Source organism: Streptomyces sp. NPDC054956 (assembly GCF_053609185.1).
Genome location: NZ_JBSGXB010000049.1, coordinates 17,903 through 33,704, shown reverse-complemented (window position 1 = coordinate 33,704; position 15,802 = coordinate 17,903). Strand labels below are relative to the sequence as shown.

Genomic DNA, 15,802 nt, shown 5'->3' with positions numbered 1-15,802 from the left:
GGTTACAGCACCTTGGACAGGAACGCCTTCGTCCGGTCGTGCTGCGGGTTGCCCAGGACATCGCGCGGGTGGCCGGACTCGACCACGACGCCGCCGTCCATGAAGACGAGGTTGTCGCCGACCTCGCGGGCGAAGCCCATCTCGTGGGTCACCACGATCATGGTCATGCCCGACTCGGCCAGGTCCCGCATGACGTCGAGGACGTCACCGACGAGCTCCGGGTCGAGCGCCGAGGTGGGCTCGTCGAAGAGCATCAGCTTCGGCTCCATGGCCAGCGCGCGGGCGATGGCCACGCGCTGCTGCTGGCCGCCGGAGAGCTGGGTGGGGTAGTTCCCGCCCTTGTCCCCGAGGCCGACCCGGTCGAGCAGCTTGAGGGCGCGCGCCCGCGCGACCGACTTGCTCTCGCCCTTGACCATGATCGGGGCTTCCATGACGTTTTCCATGGCCGTCATGTGCGGGAAGAGGTTGAAGCGCTGGAACACCATGCCGATGTCCCTGCGCTGCGCCGCGACCTCGCTGTCCTTGAGCTCGTAGAGCTTGTCGCCCTTCTGGCGGTAGCCCACCAGCTGCCCGTCGACGGAGAGCCGTCCGGCGTTGATCTGCTCCAGGTGGTTGATGCACCGCAGGAACGTCGACTTGCCGGAGCCGGACGGGCCGACCAGGCAGAAGACCTCACGCGGGGCGACCTCGAGGTCGATCCCCTTGAGGATGTGGGCGGCGCCGTAGGACTTGTGGACGCCCTCAGCCTTGACCATCGGCTGCGCGTTCATCAGGCCACCGCCTTGCGGGTCGAGAAGCGGGAGAGGTTCGCCTTGATCTTCTGCAGCGGGGTGGGCGGCAGGGACCGCAGCGAGCCGCGCGAGTAGCGGCGCTCCAGGTAGTACTGGCCGACGCTGAACACGCTGGTCAGCGCGAGGTACCAGATCGACGCGACGAAGAACATCTCCATCACCGCGAAGGAGGTGGAGGCGATGTCCTGGGCCGCGCGCAGCAGGTCGTAGTACTGCACGGCGACCACGAGCGACGAGGTCTTGAGCATGTTGATGAACTCGTTGCCCGTGGGCGGCACGATCACCCGCATGGCCTGGGGCAGTACGACGCGGCGCATGGTCTGCGCCTGGGTCATGCCGAGCGCGTGCGAGGCCTCGGTCTGGCCCTCGTCGACCGACTGGATGCCGGCCCGGACGATCTCCGCCATGTACGCGCCCTCGTTCAGGCCGAGGCCCAGCAGGGCGGCCAGGAACGGCGTCATGACCTGGGTCATCTCGTCCTTGTAGAACCCGAGGTTCAGGACCGGGAAGATCAGGGCGAGGTTGAACCAGATGAGGAGCTGCACGTACACCGGGGTGCCGCGGAAGAACCAGATGTAGAACCAGGCGATGGTGCTGGTCACCGGGTTCTTCGAGAGCCGCATCACGGCGAAGAGGACACCGAGCACGAGGCCCAGGACCATCGAGGCGACGCTGATCCAGATCGTGTTGAACAGACCGCGGATGATCGTTCCGTCGAACAGCTTCTCCGGCACGGTCGCCCAGCGGACGTTGCCCTGCGAGAAGGCGACGGCGAGCGCCACGACCAGACCGATGACGACCACGGCGCTGACCCAGCGGCCGTAATGGCGGACCGGGATGGCGCGGATCGCCTCGGGGGGGACGGCCCCGGCCGGCGGGGTTGCCGCCGGGCCCGGGACCTTGTCGAGCTTGTCAGTCACAGTGACTGCCCTTCAGTGTGCTGCGTGGTGCGCGGAGGTTACGAGCCTGCGTTGATCTTGGCCTCGGTAACGGCGCCGGAGCCCGCGTTCCACTTCTCGAGGGCGGTCTTGTACGAGCCGTCCTTGATGATCGCGTCGAGGGCGGCCTTGAGCGCGTCGCGCAGCTCGGTGTTCTTCTTGTCCACGGCGATGCCGAAGAGGCCGGCGTCGGTCGGGTTGGCGATGGCCTCGAAGTCCTTGCCGCCACCGGCGGTCTGCGCGATGTACGCGGCGACCGGGGAGTCGTTCAGGTCGGCGACGGCGCCGCCGGCCTTCACGCGGGTCTGGGCCTCGGCGTCGGTCGGGAAGGACTCGATGGAGATCTCGCCCTTGCCGGCCGTCTTGCACTTCTCCGACTGGTCCTTGGCGGACTGCTCGTACGTCGTGCCGCGCTGGACGGCGAGCTTCTTGCCGCAGAGGTCGTCGAGGGTCTTGATCCCGTCCGGGTTGCCCTTCTTGACCAGGATGCCGGTCGAGGCGGTGAAGTAGTCGACGAAGTCGACGCCGGCACCGGTCTTGGCGCCCTTGTCGTCGAGGCCCTCCTGGCGGGCCTTCGTGTCGGTGAGCGAGGACATGACCACGTCGCTGCGGCCCGTCTGCATGCTGCCGATCAGCGTGTCGAAGGTGCCGGACTCGAACTTGAACGTGACACCGAGCTGCTTGCCGAGCGCCTCCGCGATGCCGGGGTCGACACCGACGATCTTGCCGCCCTCGGTGAACTCCATCGGCGCGTAGGTGGCGTCCGTGCCGACCTTGATGACGCCCGCGTCCTGGATCTTCTTCGGCAGCTTGGAGAACAGCGGAGCGCTGTTCTCCTTGCCGGACGGCGTCGCCGTGGAACCCTTGTCCGTCTGGTCACCACAACCGGTGAGGATCAGGGCGCCGGCGACCGCGATCGCGCCGACCGCGGCGATCCGGGACCGAGCGGCAGTCGTACGGCGGGTGGTGCTTGCGGTCATGAGCTGATTCCTCCGGCAGTGGGGAAAAACGCATCCGAGAGCGGTCGGGCACGCACCATCGAGTGTCGCGACCTTGTGTGATTACGGCATCTTGCCATTCGGACTGAGACATTCAGGGTGCCCGTCAGGTCAAAATCGGATAACGGACACCCCCCGGCACCCAACAGCCCTCCGGGGAAGGGCCCTCGGGGCCGGATTTACCGCTGCGACCAGGCGTTTCGACCGCAGTTTTTACGGTCCGTCTCGCCTATCGGACGCGAAGGTTTGGACGTTTCGCCAAAACCGGGGCAAGCGACCTATGGTCGAGGGGGAATCGACTCGTCTGGGTGAGTGTTCTTCGGGTAGAACAGATCCTTACACCCCTCATCCGGGGCTCAGGGCGCGCGTGCGGCGCGCCCGCGCGTACGAACCTCCCCTTCGCGGAGACGGGCCAACCGTCGATGCGGAGTACGGACGCGGTGCCCGCCCACCCCTTAACCAGGAGTGGTCACCCTCAACGATTCAAAGACTTAAGGGGTCAAGACAGTGGCAGCGGAGATCGTCAATCCTCGCAGCGACAGCGTGACGGACAACAACCCCGATGCGGTGTTCGCGCTGCACCGGGGCGGCAAGATGGCCATCGTGGCCACCGTGCCGGTCAACGACAAGGATGACTTGTCCCTCGCGTACACGCCCGGCGTTGCGAAGGTCTGCAGCGCCATTGCCGAGCAGCCCGAGCTCGTGAACGAGTACACCTGGAAGTCCAACGTGGTCGCCGTCGTCACCGACGGTACGGCCGTACTCGGACTCGGTGACATCGGGCCGGAAGCCTCCCTCCCCGTGATGGAGGGCAAGGCCATTCTCTTCAAGCAGTTCGGTGGTGTGGACGCGGTTCCGATCGCGCTCGCCACCAAGGACACGGACGAGATCATCGAGACCGTGATCCGCCTCGCGCCGTCCTTCGGTGGGGTCAACCTGGAGGACATCTCCGCGCCCCGCTGCTTCGAGATCGAGCGCCGGCTCCAGGAAGCCCTGGACATCCCGATCTTCCACGACGACCAGCACGGCACGGCCATCGTGACGCTGGCCGCCATGCGCAACGCCGCGAAGCTCACCGGTCGCACCCTCGGCGACCTGCGCGCGGTCATCTCGGGCGCGGGCGCGGCGGGCATCGCCATCGCCAAGATCCTGGTCGACGCGGGCATCGGCGACGTGTGCGTCACCGACCGCAAGGGCGTCGTGTCCGCCGACCGCTCCGACCTGACGGACGTCAAGGCGGAGATCGCGGGCCTGACGAACAAGACGGGCCAGGCCGGCTCCCTGGAGGACGCCCTCGTGGGCGCGGACGTCTTCATCGGCGTCTCCGGCGGTACGGTCCCCGAGTCCGCGGTGGCGACGATGGCGAAGGACTGCTTCGTCTTCGCCATGGCCAACCCGAACCCGGAGGTCCACCCCGACGTCGCGCACAAGTACGCGGCGGTCGTGGCCACGGGCCGCTCGGACTTCCCGAACCAGATCAACAACGTGCTGGCGTTCCCGGGCATCTTCGCGGGTGCCTTCAAGGTCCGGGCCTCCCGGATCACGGAGAACATGAAGATCGCCGCCGCCGACGCCATCGCCGGTGTCGTCGCGGACGACGAGCTCACCGCCGCCTACGTGATCCCCTCGCCGTTCGACGAGCGCGTGGCGCAGGCCGTCACCGCGGCCGTCGCCGCCGCCGCCAAGGCGGACGGCGTGGCCCGTCTCGTCTGACGGGCGAGCCGACCGGTACGAAGCAGGGCCCGCCCGGAGCGATCCGGGCGGGCCCTGCTTTTTCGTGCGCCGGCCGGCCGGCGCGGCGCGCACTCAGGCCGAGGCGCGCCGCCGGCCCCGGTTGCGGCGCGGCCAGGGGAAGAGCCGGGGCGGGCGTTTCGCCGCCAGGTCCTCCACCCAGCCGAAGCAGAGCACGAACAGCCCGATCAGCGGCACCCCGACCAGGAGCTGCGGGTACATGCTGCGCAGCATCCAGCCGATGTGCTCGGACAGGAAATCGCTGCGCCAGCCCAGGTCGACGATCGGGACCGAGAGCTCCAGCGCCAGGGTGTGCCACAGGTAGACGCTCACCGCGCGGGCGTTGAGCAGGCTGATCAGCCCGTTCCAGCGTTCCAGCCTCGCCGGCCACTGCTCCCAGGTCGGGCTGAGGTGGAGCAGCAGCAGCACGAAGCCGAACGACCAGATCGCCTGGGCGATCGGGACGTTCTCGAGGTCGCCGACCTCGGTCGGGTCGAGCACCGGGCGGCTGGTGTACCACCAGTACCCGGCCACCATCACCAGCGGTGCCACCGAGGGGGCCACGTACTGCGGCAGCTTGCGCAGCAGCCCCTCCTGGTGCGCCATGCCGAGCACCCAGCAGGAACCGAAGACCAGGAACTCCGTCACGGTCTCCCAGATGCGGCCCTCCTGCGGCAGGAAGCCCGAGAACAGCGCCAGGGTCAGCGGGGCGAGCACGGTGACCACCGGGATGCGGCGCAGGGCGCGCAGCAGCAGCGGCGAGAACAGCACGTACCAGAGGTAGGCGCGCAGGTACCAGAGCGGCACCCCGACCTGCTCGGCCCAGCTGTGCTCGATCAGGCCGCCGAAGCCGGGCATGTCGCCGGACGGGAACGGCGGGGTGCTGAGCGGGAGCACCCAGAACACCAGCTTGCCCCACCACCAGCCGGGGTGGCCCTCGGCGTTCGGTCCCCAGCCGTCCAGCAGCCACAGGCTCATGACGATCACGCCGAACAGCCACAGCGGCGGCAGCAGCCGGCGCAGGCGGCCCCGGATCACCGTCCAGGCGGGCTTCTTCAGCGAGCGCACCATCAGCGCCCCGGCCAGCGCGAACATCACGCCCATGGAGGGGAAGACCAGCGGCAGCCAGGCCCAGTTGAAGTTGTGGTAGAGCACCACGCGGCCGAGCGCCAGGGCCCGGAGGAAGTCGAAGTAGCGGTCCCGGCCGCCGCCCGGCCGGCGGGCCGGCGGGGCGGGCTCGACGATCTCGTCGGGCCGGTCGGGCTGCTCAGCGGGGTACCGCGGCGGCGGGATGCGCAGCTGGACGGTCTCGGAGAAGTTGTGCGAGGACATGGCTCAGAGCTCCATAACCGGGGCCTGGACCTCACCGGTGCGCCGCAGCTTCTGCCAGCGCAGGCGCCCGCCGGTGAGAGCGGTGATCGAGGACTGGAGCAGGACCATGTACATCAGCTGCCGGTACACCACCTGCTGGATCGGCAGGGTGATGAGGTGCCAGATCTTCTCCCGGTCCAGCCGGAAGGCGTACCAGGCGCAGAGGCCCTGCACGCCGAGCACGGCGGCCCAGCCCATCAGGGTGCGCGGCGCGTCCACGAACAGCACGCCGTACAGCAGGAACAGGTCGATCACCGGGGCGAGCAGCGGGGTCAGCACGCCGAACAGGGTCACCACGGGCAGGCCGATCCGGCCGAAGCGGCCCGCGGGGCCGCGCTCCAGCAGGGCGTGGCGGTGCTTCCACATCGCCTGCATGGTGCCGTAGCTCCAGCGGTAGCGCTGCGACCAGAGCTGGTCCATGCTGGCCGGCGCCTCGGTCCAGGCCCGGGCCTTCTCGGCGTAGACGACCCGCCAGCCGTCGCGCAGCAGCGCCATGGTGACGTCGGTGTCCTCGGCCAGGGTGTCGTCGCTCATCCCGCCGACCCGTTCCAGCGCGGAGCGGCGGAAGCCGCCGACGGCGCCGGGGATGGTCGGCATGATGTTCAGTACGTCGTACATCCGGCGGTCCAGGTTGAAGCCCATCACGTACTCGATGTGCTGCCAGGCGCCGATCACGGTGTCCCGGTTGCCGACCTTGGCGTTGCCGGCGACCGCGCCGACGGTCGGGTCGGCGAAGGGCTGGATCAGCTCGCGGACGGTGGAGGGCTCGAAGACGGTGTCGCCGTCCATCATCACGATCAGGTCGTGCGAGGCGTGCGCCAGACCGGTGTTGAGGGCCTGCGGCTTGCCGCTGTTGGGCTGCCGGATCAGCCGGACGCCGGGCAGCGCCAGGTCCTGGACGATCTGCGAGGTGTCGTCGCTGGAGCCGTCGTCCACCACGATCACCTCGATCGGGTGCTCGCTGGCCGCGAGCGAGTGCAGCGTGTTGGCTATGCACTCGCTCTCGTTGTAGGCGGGCACCAGGACGGTGACGGTCTCGGTGACCGGCGGGCCCCAGGTGAATCCCGGCCGTCTGGTCCGGCGCACGTGCACGGTCGCCAGTACGAGCATCAGCGCGAACCGGGCGAGCACCAGCATCCCGACCACCGCGAGCAGGCCGATCAGCCAGGGCAGCAGCACGATCGAGAACTGGGTGGCCCAGATGTACGCCTTGCCGGTCCAGAGCTGGAAGCCGGTGACCGGCACCATGGTGTCCGAACTGCCCAGGGCCTCCCCGAAGGTGGCGAACCGGTAGTTCTTCTTCTCCAGCACGTCGATCAGCCGGCCGACCGCCTCGACGGTCTGCGAGCGGTCGCCACCGGCGTCGTGCATCAGCACCACCGCGCCCTTGCCGGGCTCCTTGGGCAGCGCGTTCTCCACGATCGCGTCGACGCCCGGGCGCTTCCAGTCCTCGGTGTCGGTGTCGATGAAGGTGGTCAGGTACCCGCGGGCACCGACCTCCTTGACCACCGGCCAGGTCCAGTCGTCCACCGCGCTGGCCTTGGAGGAGTACGGCGGGCGGAACAGGGTGCTGTGCATCCCGGTGACCCCGGCCAGCGCCAGCTGGGTCTGGCCCAGCTCGAAGGTCAGCCGGCCCTGGGTCTGCAGGCTCAGGTCGGGGTGGGTGAAGGTGTGCAGGCCGATCTCGTGGCCCTCGGCGACCATCCGCCGGACCAGGTCGGGGTGGTGCGCCGCCATCGCCCCGGTGATGAAGAAGCTGGCGTGGACGCCACGGGCCTTCAGCGTGTCGAGCAGCTTCGGGGTCCACTCGGGATCCGGGCCGTCGTCGAAGCTGAGCACGATGGTGCGGTCCGGGACGGAGTAGCTGACCGGGTCGTCGTTGTGCTCGTCCCGGGCGTCCACGATCGGGCCGCCCTCCAGCACACCCTCCGGGACGGTGGTGGCGTCCTGGGACTCGGTGGTACGGGTGTCGCGGAACACCTCGTTGGTGGCCATGCCCCGCAGCACCATCAGACCGAGCAGACAGACCAGCAGGGTCACGGGCAGGAAGAAGCGGAGCGGCGGCGCGGCGAGCCTGCGCGGGCGCAGGACGGACTGCCAGGGGCGTTGGTGGCGCGACATATGGGTTTCCGGAGGATCAGCGGGCGGTGGAGGGCTTAGCGGTGCTCGCCCCCATGGGCTGGGCGGAGCCGGTATGACCCGGTTGCCCGGTGGTGGTGCCCTTGCTGGTGGAGGGCTTGGCGGAGCCGCTGCCCGGTTTTGCCGTGCCGCTCCTGGACGCACTGGGCAGCGTGCTCGGGCTGCCGCTGGGGCTGGGGCTGGCGCTCGGGCTCGGGGTCACCGAGGGCGAGGCGTTGCCGGCCACCATGGGTACGCCGACCGGCGGTTCGGCCGGGAGCTCCAGCTCGGGTGCCCGGGACTGGGCACCGAACACGGTCGTACCGAGGGCGATCGTGAACAGCAGACCGCCTGCGCCCACGAGCCAGCCGATTCCGCGCATGCGTCGGCCACGGGTACCGGTCCGGTCGACGAAGACCGGTGCCGACTCGACGGGGGAGTCTTCACTGAAAGACGTGCTGGGAGGCATTGAGCCCCTTTTCCGATGAGGGCAGGTGTCGTTCGTGCTACGACGGAGAAGCCCTGCGAGGCTGAACGGTAGTGCAATATGGAAATCTGACTCCGCATCACTGTCCGACCTGGGATGATCTGCACCCGGCTCGTAATCAGATCGAAATTACGTACACCCTCAGGACGGTTGCGCAACGGCTGATCGTAGGATGCCGTGATCATCTCCCCCGTCAGAGAGTGCGGACCCGTGCGCAGACTCGTCCTCCCGCTGCTCGCGTTGCTACTGCTCCTCACCGGCTGCTCCAGCGAGCCGCTGTCACCGGATGCGGTGCCCAAGGGCGTGGGCCGGCCCAAGGCCACCGGCAAGTCCGATCCGGAGCCCGAGGAGTCCGGGGCGACGGGCCCCGCCGACTTCGACGCGACCCCGCTGCGGACCCCGGCCGGACGGCTGCTCGGGGTGGCCTCCGAGGGCGCCCCGGGCGACCTCGCGCCCGTCACCGAGTTCGCCGCCAAGGCCGGCAAGCGGCCGGACCTGCGGGAGTACTACCTGCTCTGGGGCTCCCCGTTCGACACCGCCGGGAACACCGCGCTCTGGGCCAACGGCCAGCTGCCCCTGGTCTCCTGGGTGCCCGGCGAGACCAAGCTCGCGGACATCGCCTCCGGATCGCAGGACGCGTACCTCTCGGCCTTCGCCGACCAGGTCGCCGCGTACCGGGGGCCGGTGGTGCTGGCCTTCGCCCCGGAGATGAACAGCCGCTGGAACCGCTGGGGCCCCGGCCAGGCCTCCGCCGAGGACTACGTCAAGGCCTGGCGGCACGTCCACGACCTGTTCCGCACGCAGGAAGTGCCGAACGTGGTCTGGGCCTGGTCCCCGCACGTCTCCGACCAGCACGATTCGGTGCCCCCCAAGGCGTACTACCCGGGCGACGCCTATACCGACTGGATCGGCCTGGTCGGCTATTTCGGTCCGGAGGACGGCAAGGACTTCGCCTCCCTGTTCACCCCGGCCGCCCGCGAGCTGCGCACCTTCACCCGCAAGCCGCTGCTGATCAGCGAGACCGGGGTGGCGGAGGACCCGCGCAAGCCGGCCCAGATCGCCGACCTGTTCGCCGGGGCCGAGCGGACCGAGGGCCTGATCGGCCTGGTCTGGTACGACCTGCGCAAGCAGTGGCCGGGCAGCAAGTACCAGACCGACTGGCGGGTCGACAGCTCGGCGGCGGCCGCGGCCGCGCTGCGCAAGGCGGCCGCCGGCTGGCACTTCGAGAAGCCCCGTTCGAAGTAGCCGGGCCAGGGGCAGGAGCCGCGGGGGGCCTGGATCGCGGAGCTACCGAGCGGTAGCCTCGCGGCCATGTTCGCTGCCTACGCCGCCCGAATCGACCGTGACCAGCCGCTGAGCGGCCTTGAGCTGGGCGAGCGCCCGGCCCCCGAGGCCCGCCCCGGCTGGGTGACCGTGAACGTCAAGGCCGCCTCCCTCAACCACCACGACCTGTGGTCGCTGCGCGGGGTCGGCCTCGGCGAGGAGAAGCTCCCCATGATCCTCGGCTGCGACGCCGCCGGGATCGACCAGGACGGCAACGAGGTCGTCCTGCACTCCGTCATCGGCCAGACCGGCCACGGGGTCGGCCCCGACGAGCCCCGCTCGATCCTGACGGAGCGCTACCAGGGGACCTTCGCCGAGCAGGTCACCGTCCCCGCCTGGAACGTCCTGCGCAAGCCCGCCGAGCTCTCCTTCGAAGAGGCCGCCTGCCTGCCCACCGCATGGCTGACCGCCTACCGCATGCTCTTCACCAACGCGGGCGTGCGCCCCGGCGACTCCGTCCTGGTCCAGGGCGCGGGCGGCGGCGTGGCCACCGCCGCCATCGCCCTCGGCAAGGCCGCCGGCCTGCGGGTCTTCGCGACCAGCCGGGACGAGGCCAAGCGCAAGCGGGCGGTCGAGCTGGGCGCCGTGGAGGCCTACGAGCCCGGCGCGCGGCTCCCCCAGCGGGTCGACGCGGTCATCGAGACGGTCGGCGCCGCCACGTGGTCGCACTCGGTCAAGTCCCTGCGTCCCGGCGGCACCCTGGTCATCTCGGGCGCCACGAGCGGGGACCGGCCGGCGCACGCCGAGCTGACCCGGATCTTCTTCCTGGAACTCAAGGTGGTCGGCTCGACGATGGGGTCCAAGGACGAGCTGGAGGACCTGCTGTCCTTCTGCGCGGCGACCGGCGTCCGCCCGGTGATCGACGAGACGCTGCCGCTGGACCGGGCTCGCGAGGGCTTCGAGAAGCTGGAGTCGGGCGACCTGTTCGGCAAGGTCGTCCTCACGATGTAGCCGCCGCACGGCCCGACGTCGGCCGCCGATTCCCCCGGCGGTCGGCGTCAACGATGGTTGACACCCTCCCGTTGTCAACCTACATTGACGTGTATGACGGAAGCTACCGATCTCGCCGAGCGGGCCGGCGACCGCGACCCCCGCGTGGGCCTGCGCGCCGTGGCGGCCCTGCGCAGGCTGCTCGAACAGCTGGAGGCCGTCCAGGTGCGCGGCGCCCGCGCACAGGGCTGGTCCTGGCAGGACATCGCGGCCGAGCTGGGCGTCAGCCGGCAGGCCGTACACAAGAAGCACGGGAGGCTCTGATGTTCGAACGCTTCACCGAGGACGCCCGCTCCACCGTGACCGGCGCGGTCACCGAGGCCGAGCGGGCCGGGGCCCGGGCCGTCACCGAGGAGCACCTGCTCCTCTCCCTGCTCGCGCTGGGCGCCCTGGACCCGCTGGGTGCCGACCGCGCGGCGATCGCCGCCGACCTCGCCGCGGCCCGGCGCCGGGGCGGCATGTCCAAGGCCGACGAGGAGGCGCTGGCCGGCCTCGGCATCGACGTCGGCACGATCGTGGCCCGCGTGGAGGAGACCCATGGCGAGGGAGCCCTCTCGGCCCCCGCCGCCCGCGAGCGCCACGGCCGCACCCGCTTCACCCCGGGCGCCAAGAAGGTCCTGGAGCAGTCGCTGCGCATCGCCCTGGGCCGCAAGGACCGCCACATCTCCACCCTCCACCTCCTCCTCTCCCTCCTGTCCCGCCCCGGGACCCCCGCCGAGACCCTCGCGGACCACGGGATCACCTACGCGAGCGCGGAGGCCCGCCTCGCGGCCTGAGGAGCGGGCACGGGGACCCGTACGCACGGCAGCCCCTCGAACACGAAGGCCCCCGCCGGCCCGCCACCCGTTCCGGGGTGGGGGCCGACGGGGGCCCTTCTCGTACGCCCTCCCGCTAGCGGGAGGGCCGCAGGGTCGCGGCGAGGCGGGAGGCGGCCGCCGCGAGGTGGTCGCGGGCTTCGGCGAGCTGGGCCGGGGTGACCCCGTGGTCGCGGGCCGCGTCGCGGACGTCGTCGCGGAAGCGGTCCAGCAGCCGGTCCAGGTCACGGGCCGGATCGCCGCTCGCGGGAACCTCCCGCGCCCAGTCCGCGCCGGCCCCGGGGGCCGCGGCGGAGGCCGCCGAAGGGGCCGCGGCGTCCGGAGCCGGCGGGGCGGCCGAGGGGGACGACGGGGCCGAGGCCGTGGAACCGCCGAGCCAGGCGCCGGCCAGGTTGCCGAGGACGCCTCCCGACTTGGCGAACTGCTCCTGCAGCTGGCTCGCGATGCGCTGGACCTCCTCGCGGGCCCGCTCCTGGGCCTCCTTGGCCTGGCGGCGGGCGGTCTGCGCCTCCTCGCGGGCCCGGCGGCTCTCGTCCTTCGCCCGGCGCGCCTGCTCCTTCCATTCGGCCTTGGCCTTGCGGAGCTCCTCCTTGGCCGCCTTCCAGGACTCGTCCTCCACCTGCGTGGCGGAGGCGCTGGCCGCGGCCCGCAGCTCGCGCCGCAGTTCGCCCGCGGCGCCGCGCACGTCGGCGCGGATCTCGGCGGCCAGTTCGGAGACGGAGTCGCGGATCTCCAGTTCCAGGTCGGCCAGCTCGCCGCCGCGGTCGGCCAGTTCGGCTCGGCCCGCCTCGGTGATCGAGTACACCTTGCGCCCGCCTTCGGTGGCATGCGTGACCAGGCCCTCGGCCTCCAGCTTGGACAGGCGCGGGTACACCGTGCCCGCGGAGGGCGCGTACAGCCCCTGGAAGCGCTCCTCCAGCAGCCGGATCACCTCGTACCCGTGGCGCGGGGCCTCGTCGAGCAGCTTGAGGAGGTACAGGCGGAGGCGGCCGTGGGCGAAGACGGGCGGCATGTCAGAGCACCTTCTTGTCGAGCTCGAGGGGGGCGGCCGGGGCGGTCGCGGTGTCCGCGGCCGGGCGGCGCAGCAGCGCGATGGAACCGGAGACGGTGGTGGCCCGCAGGGTGCCGGTGCCGGCGCCCAGGGTGCCGGTGATCCGCTTGGCGCCCATCTGGCCGGAGACGCGCAGGTCCTCGAAGGCGTTGGAGACCCCGCCGGTGGCGGTGTTGGCCTCGACCCGGGCGTCGGCCGGGTGCGGGAGACGGATGGCGACCTGCCCGGACACGGAGTTGAGGAAGATCTCGACGGGGTGCGGCTGCGTCCGGTCGTCGAGCGCCAGGTCGATGAGCATGTCGCCGCTGACCGAGTCGGCCCGTACGTTGCCGCCCGCGCCGTCGACGACCGTCAGCCCGCCGGAGACGGAGTGGAAGCCGAGCTCGCCGGTGACGGACTGGGCCTCGACGCTGCCGGAGACGGTGTGCGCCTTGACCCGGCCGGCCAGGCCGACGAGCGTGGCGTCGCCGGAGACCCCCTGGATGTCGGTGCCGCCGTCGACTCCGGAGACGAAGGCGGTGGCGCTGACGGTGGCCAGCTGCACGTGGGCGGCGGCCGGGACCGTCAGGGTCACCGTCGCGCTGCGCTCCCACGCCTTGCGGCCGGAGTCGGAGGCGGACCAGGCCTTCCAGGGCTTGCCCTCGAACCACTTCTTGAACCCCTGGGCACCGTTCCAGGGGAGGTCCTCGTAGGAAACGGTGAGGGTGCCGCCCTCCTGCACCACGTACAGGGGCGGGCCGTCGACCTCGGCCACCTCCAGGCGGGCCGGGCCCTCGTCGGCCGCGACGACGTTCACGGTGCCGCCGACCAGGCGGACGCGGAGCTCGGTCACCGGCTCCTCGAAGGTGAGCTTCTGCGGTCCGGCCACCGACCACGTGTTCTGCACTGCCTCTGTCATGGTGCTGCTCCTCCTCGACGTACGCGCACGGACCGGGGCTCGACGACGCACGCAACATATCGCGTCTTCTGGCTAACACGATATATCGCGGTTGGAGGAAGTCAAGCGCGTCAGGAAGATCCAAAATCATCAATTTGAGGTGATTTGGCTTAGCGTGTGGGCATGCCGATCTCCTACCGGACCACGACGGGCGGACTGCTGCTCTGCCGCGCCGAGCCGCTCGCCGCCCGCCCCGCCGCGCACGTCCTGCGCGAACGCCTGCTCCTCGCCCCCGCCGGCGAGTGGAGCGCGCTGGTACCCGAGGGCAAGCCCTGGCTGGGCGGCGAGGAGTCCGTGGCCGACGTCCTGGCGGGCTGGAGTTCGGCGGTCGCGCTGAGCTCCGACCGGCCGGTGCTGGGCCTGTGGTGGGAGGACGGCCGGACCGGTTTCGTCCTGGCCTCGGGTTTCCGGCGGTCCGCGGCCTACGCGTGGGACGCGGCGGGCCGCCCGTACGGAGACCAGGACCCCGGCGCCATGCGGGTACTGGCGGCCCGGCTCGGCCTGGACCCCGTACTGGACCTGGAGGAACTGGAGCACCTCACCCGCCCCGACGAGGCGGCGGACGGCGGCTCCCGGCTGCTCGGCCTCATCGCGCTGCTCTCGCGGGCGGGCCTGGCGCTGCCGGCCGGCCTGGCCCCCGGGGAACCGGCCGACCGGCTGCGGGAAGCGGCCCGGGTCGCGCCCGGTGCCGAGCGGGTGGAGTGGTCGGGGTGGCGCGACGCGGTGCGGGCGGAGCTCGCGGTGGTCGAGGACGGCCCCCTCGGACCGTGGCTGCGGGGCCCCCGGGCGCGTCTGCTGGGCGGGGCGCAACTGGCCGCCGGCGCGCCCCTGATGATGTGGGCGGCCCGCCGCCGCAGCGCGGGCTGGCTGGCCGCGGGGACCCTGCTGGTCGCACACGGCGCGGGCGCCCTGGCCTACGACCGCGCCCGCACCCGTACGCCGCACTGAGCGGGCGCCCCGCAGACCTCCCGACCCCGAGCATCCCGGCCCGGCCCCTGGGCCGCGAGCACCTCGAAGGCGACCCGCGCCCGGCAGTCCGCCGCGAAGTCGTCGCCGCCCAGGTCCGGTCCCCCTCCCCGGCCCTCGCCCCGGGCGCCACGGCCTAGCCGCTCGTGGGCTACGCCGCCAGCAGCGGGCTCGCGTGCCGGTGCAGCCAGGCGCGGTACGGCGGGGTTCGCAGCGCGGCCTCGCGGTAGGCCGCGCGCAGGTCCTCGTACACCTCCTCGTAGACCGCCGCGTGCGCCCCCGGCCGGGTCGCGAGGAGGAGGCGTACGGCGAGCGGGTCGCCCGAGAGCGGCCGGATCGCCATGTCCTCGCGCGGCCCGGAGGTGGGCTGGCAGGGGGCGACGGCCTCGCCGGAGACGATCAGCGAGGTGGCGGTGTGGTAGTCGGCGTGCAGGAGGGGCGGGTCGAGCCCGGCGCACGCGAAGACCCTGCGCAGGCCGTCCCATTCGCCGTCCACCGAGGGGTCCACGGTCCAGCGGTCGGCGGCGAGGTCCCGCAGTTCGACCACGGACCGCGCCGCCGCCGGATGGTCCCTGGCCATGGAGACGAACTGCGGCTCCCGCTCCATCAGCACCCGTAACTCCAGGCCGGCCGGCACCCGCAGCGGGCTGCCCTCCACCTCGTGCACGAACGCCACGTCGAGTTGGCCCGCCGCGGTCATCCGCAGCAGTGCGTTGGCGGACACGTCCACCACCAGGTCCGTCTCCGTGTCGGGCATCCGCCGGTGCAGCCGGCGCAGCCAGCCCGGCAGGGCGCGGCTGGCCGTCGAGCCGATCCGCAGCCGGGGCCCCTGGGACAGCGCCCGGGCCTCGGCGACGAGGGCCGCCATCCCGTCGAGGAGCGGCCGCGCCCGGCCGAGTACGGTGCGCCCGAAGGGGGTCGGCCGGCAGCCGGTGCGCTCGCGCAGGAACAGCTCCCCGTCCAGGGCGCGTTCGATGCGGCGCAGCTGGGTCGTCAGCGAGGGCTGGCTCACGCCGAGTTGCCGGGCGGCCTTGTGCAGGCTGCCGGCGTCGGCGATGGCGCACAGGGCGCGCAGGTGCCTGACCTCAAGCTCCATGACTCCGAGGGTAGGCCGCGCCCAGCTCACCGCACCAGCCACCGGCATCCCCCCGAATCCCGCCATTCTCAAGGGAGTTGCCCTGCCGAAAACTCCCCGATAGGCCGGCGTTATCGGGGACTGACATCATCCGCCGGCCGCTCCCGCTCCCGCAGACTCCGGTCCGAACGACCCACCCACCCCCCGCACC

General features: G+C 71.5%; 15 protein-coding genes. 6 read left to right on the top strand and 9 right to left on the bottom strand.

Annotated features, from left to right (window positions below; translation table 11 throughout):
- Positions 1-2: 2 nt before the first annotated feature.
- From ACWGDE_RS11865 to ACWGDE_RS11855, 3 genes are read right to left on the bottom strand one after another with little or no spacing between them, the layout of a single operon-like run.
- Positions 3-770: an amino acid ABC transporter ATP-binding protein gene (locus ACWGDE_RS11865; RefSeq protein WP_453388826.1), complete on the bottom strand. Its 768-nt coding sequence runs from the start codon at positions 768-770 to the stop codon at positions 3-5.
- Positions 770-1,711: an ABC transporter permease subunit gene (locus ACWGDE_RS11860; protein WP_453388825.1), complete on the bottom strand. Its 942-nt coding sequence runs from the start codon at positions 1,709-1,711 to the stop codon at positions 770-772. Before ACWGDE_RS11860 ends, ACWGDE_RS11865 begins: the two co-directional genes overlap by 1 nt.
- Before the next feature lie 38 nt (positions 1,712-1,749).
- Complete coding sequence (locus ACWGDE_RS11855; protein WP_453388824.1) at positions 1,750-2,709, bottom strand: ABC transporter substrate-binding protein; 960 nt, start codon at positions 2,707-2,709, stop codon at positions 1,750-1,752.
- 525 nt (positions 2,710-3,234) lie between these two features.
- On the opposite strand from ACWGDE_RS11855, the gene ACWGDE_RS11850 reads away from it, so the two are divergent.
- Entirely contained in the window at positions 3,235-4,440 is a 1,206-nt protein-coding gene (locus ACWGDE_RS11850; protein ID WP_453388823.1) for an NAD(P)-dependent malic enzyme, read from the top strand.
- A gap of 93 nt (positions 4,441-4,533) precedes the next feature.
- Here the strand turns inward: ACWGDE_RS11850 and ACWGDE_RS11845 are convergent, their stop codons facing one another.
- The 3 genes from ACWGDE_RS11845 to ACWGDE_RS11835 are packed head-to-tail and all read right to left on the bottom strand — an operon-like array spanning position 4,534 to position 8,329.
- Positions 4,534-5,790, bottom strand: a complete 1,257-nt coding sequence (locus ACWGDE_RS11845; RefSeq protein WP_453388822.1) for an acyltransferase family protein — start codon at positions 5,788-5,790, stop codon at positions 4,534-4,536.
- 3 nt (positions 5,791-5,793) lie between these two features.
- Positions 5,794-7,950: a bifunctional polysaccharide deacetylase/glycosyltransferase family 2 protein gene (locus tag ACWGDE_RS11840; RefSeq protein ID WP_453388821.1), complete on the bottom strand. Its 2,157-nt coding sequence runs from the start codon at positions 7,948-7,950 to the stop codon at positions 5,794-5,796.
- A gap of 16 nt (positions 7,951-7,966) precedes the next feature.
- Positions 7,967-8,329: a hypothetical protein gene (locus ACWGDE_RS11835; protein WP_453388820.1), complete on the bottom strand. Its 363-nt coding sequence runs from the start codon at positions 8,327-8,329 to the stop codon at positions 7,967-7,969.
- 315 nt (positions 8,330-8,644) lie between these two features.
- Here ACWGDE_RS11835 and ACWGDE_RS11830 point away from each other — a divergent pair, with 315 nt between their 5' ends.
- From ACWGDE_RS11830 to ACWGDE_RS11815, 4 genes are all read left to right on the top strand, one after another.
- Entirely contained in the window at positions 8,645-9,679 is a 1,035-nt protein-coding gene (locus ACWGDE_RS11830; RefSeq protein ID WP_453388819.1) for a glycoside hydrolase family 26 protein, read from the top strand.
- A gap of 66 nt (positions 9,680-9,745) precedes the next feature.
- Positions 9,746-10,708 carry a zinc-binding dehydrogenase gene (locus tag ACWGDE_RS11825; protein ID WP_453388818.1) on the top strand — a complete coding sequence of 321 codons (963 nt, stop codon included), beginning with the start codon at positions 9,746-9,748 and terminating at the stop codon, positions 10,706-10,708.
- Between the two features lie 93 nt (positions 10,709-10,801).
- Complete coding sequence (locus tag ACWGDE_RS11820) at positions 10,802-11,011, top strand: helix-turn-helix domain-containing protein (protein WP_267752007.1); 210 nt, start codon at positions 10,802-10,804, stop codon at positions 11,009-11,011.
- Positions 11,011-11,523 (top strand): Clp protease N-terminal domain-containing protein, encoded by a 513-nt coding sequence (locus ACWGDE_RS11815; RefSeq protein WP_453388817.1) that lies wholly within the window; start codon positions 11,011-11,013, stop codon positions 11,521-11,523. Before ACWGDE_RS11820 ends, ACWGDE_RS11815 begins: the two co-directional genes overlap by 1 nt.
- 115 nt (positions 11,524-11,638) lie before the next feature.
- Here the strand turns inward: ACWGDE_RS11815 and ACWGDE_RS11810 are convergent, their stop codons facing one another.
- Positions 11,639-12,574, bottom strand: coding sequence for a helix-turn-helix transcriptional regulator (locus ACWGDE_RS11810; protein WP_453388816.1), 936 nt, complete (start codon positions 12,572-12,574; stop codon positions 11,639-11,641).
- A 1-nt stretch (position 12,575) separates the two neighbouring features.
- Entirely contained in the window at positions 12,576-13,511 is a 936-nt protein-coding gene (locus tag ACWGDE_RS11805; protein ID WP_453388815.1) for a DUF4097 family beta strand repeat-containing protein, read from the bottom strand.
- A gap of 162 nt (positions 13,512-13,673) precedes the next feature.
- Here ACWGDE_RS11805 and ACWGDE_RS11800 point away from each other — a divergent pair, with 162 nt between their 5' ends.
- Positions 13,674-14,498: a hypothetical protein gene (locus ACWGDE_RS11800; RefSeq protein WP_453388814.1), complete on the top strand. Its 825-nt coding sequence runs from the start codon at positions 13,674-13,676 to the stop codon at positions 14,496-14,498.
- A gap of 169 nt (positions 14,499-14,667) precedes the next feature.
- On the opposite strand, the gene ACWGDE_RS11795 is transcribed toward ACWGDE_RS11800, so the two are convergent.
- Positions 14,668-15,612 carry a LysR family transcriptional regulator gene (locus ACWGDE_RS11795; protein WP_453388813.1) on the bottom strand — a complete coding sequence of 315 codons (945 nt, stop codon included), beginning with the start codon at positions 15,610-15,612 and terminating at the stop codon, positions 14,668-14,670.
- Positions 15,613-15,802: the final 190 nt, after the last annotated feature.

Excerpts from the sequence above, each read along its gene's own strand:
- ACWGDE_RS11855 (WP_453388824.1), bottom strand. The coding sequence starts at position 2,709 with ATGACCGCAAGCACCACCCGCCGTACGACTGCCGCTCGGTCCCGGATC.
- ACWGDE_RS11845 (WP_453388822.1), bottom strand. The coding sequence starts at position 5,790 with ATGTCCTCGCACAACTTCTCCGAGACCGTCCAGCTGCGCATCCCGCCG.
- ACWGDE_RS11800 (WP_453388814.1), top strand. The coding sequence starts at position 13,674 with ATGCCGATCTCCTACCGGACCACGACGGGCGGACTGCTGCTCTGCCGC.
- ACWGDE_RS11805 (WP_453388815.1), bottom strand. The coding sequence starts at position 13,511 with ATGACAGAGGCAGTGCAGAACACGTGGTCGGTGGCCGGACCGCAGAAG.
- ACWGDE_RS11865 (WP_453388826.1), bottom strand. The coding sequence starts at position 770 with ATGAACGCGCAGCCGATGGTCAAGGCTGAGGGCGTCCACAAGTCCTAC.
- ACWGDE_RS11835 (WP_453388820.1), bottom strand. The coding sequence starts at position 8,329 with ATGCGCGGAATCGGCTGGCTCGTGGGCGCAGGCGGTCTGCTGTTCACG.
- ACWGDE_RS11820 (WP_267752007.1), top strand. The coding sequence starts at position 10,802 with ATGACGGAAGCTACCGATCTCGCCGAGCGGGCCGGCGACCGCGACCCC.
- ACWGDE_RS11810 (WP_453388816.1), bottom strand. The coding sequence starts at position 12,574 with ATGCCGCCCGTCTTCGCCCACGGCCGCCTCCGCCTGTACCTCCTCAAG.
- ACWGDE_RS11825 (WP_453388818.1), top strand. The coding sequence starts at position 9,746 with ATGTTCGCTGCCTACGCCGCCCGAATCGACCGTGACCAGCCGCTGAGC.
- ACWGDE_RS11795 (WP_453388813.1), bottom strand. The coding sequence starts at position 15,612 with ATGGAGCTTGAGGTCAGGCACCTGCGCGCCCTGTGCGCCATCGCCGAC.
- ACWGDE_RS11840 (WP_453388821.1), bottom strand. The coding sequence starts at position 7,950 with ATGTCGCGCCACCAACGCCCCTGGCAGTCCGTCCTGCGCCCGCGCAGG.
- ACWGDE_RS11815 (WP_453388817.1), top strand. The coding sequence starts at position 11,011 with ATGTTCGAACGCTTCACCGAGGACGCCCGCTCCACCGTGACCGGCGCG.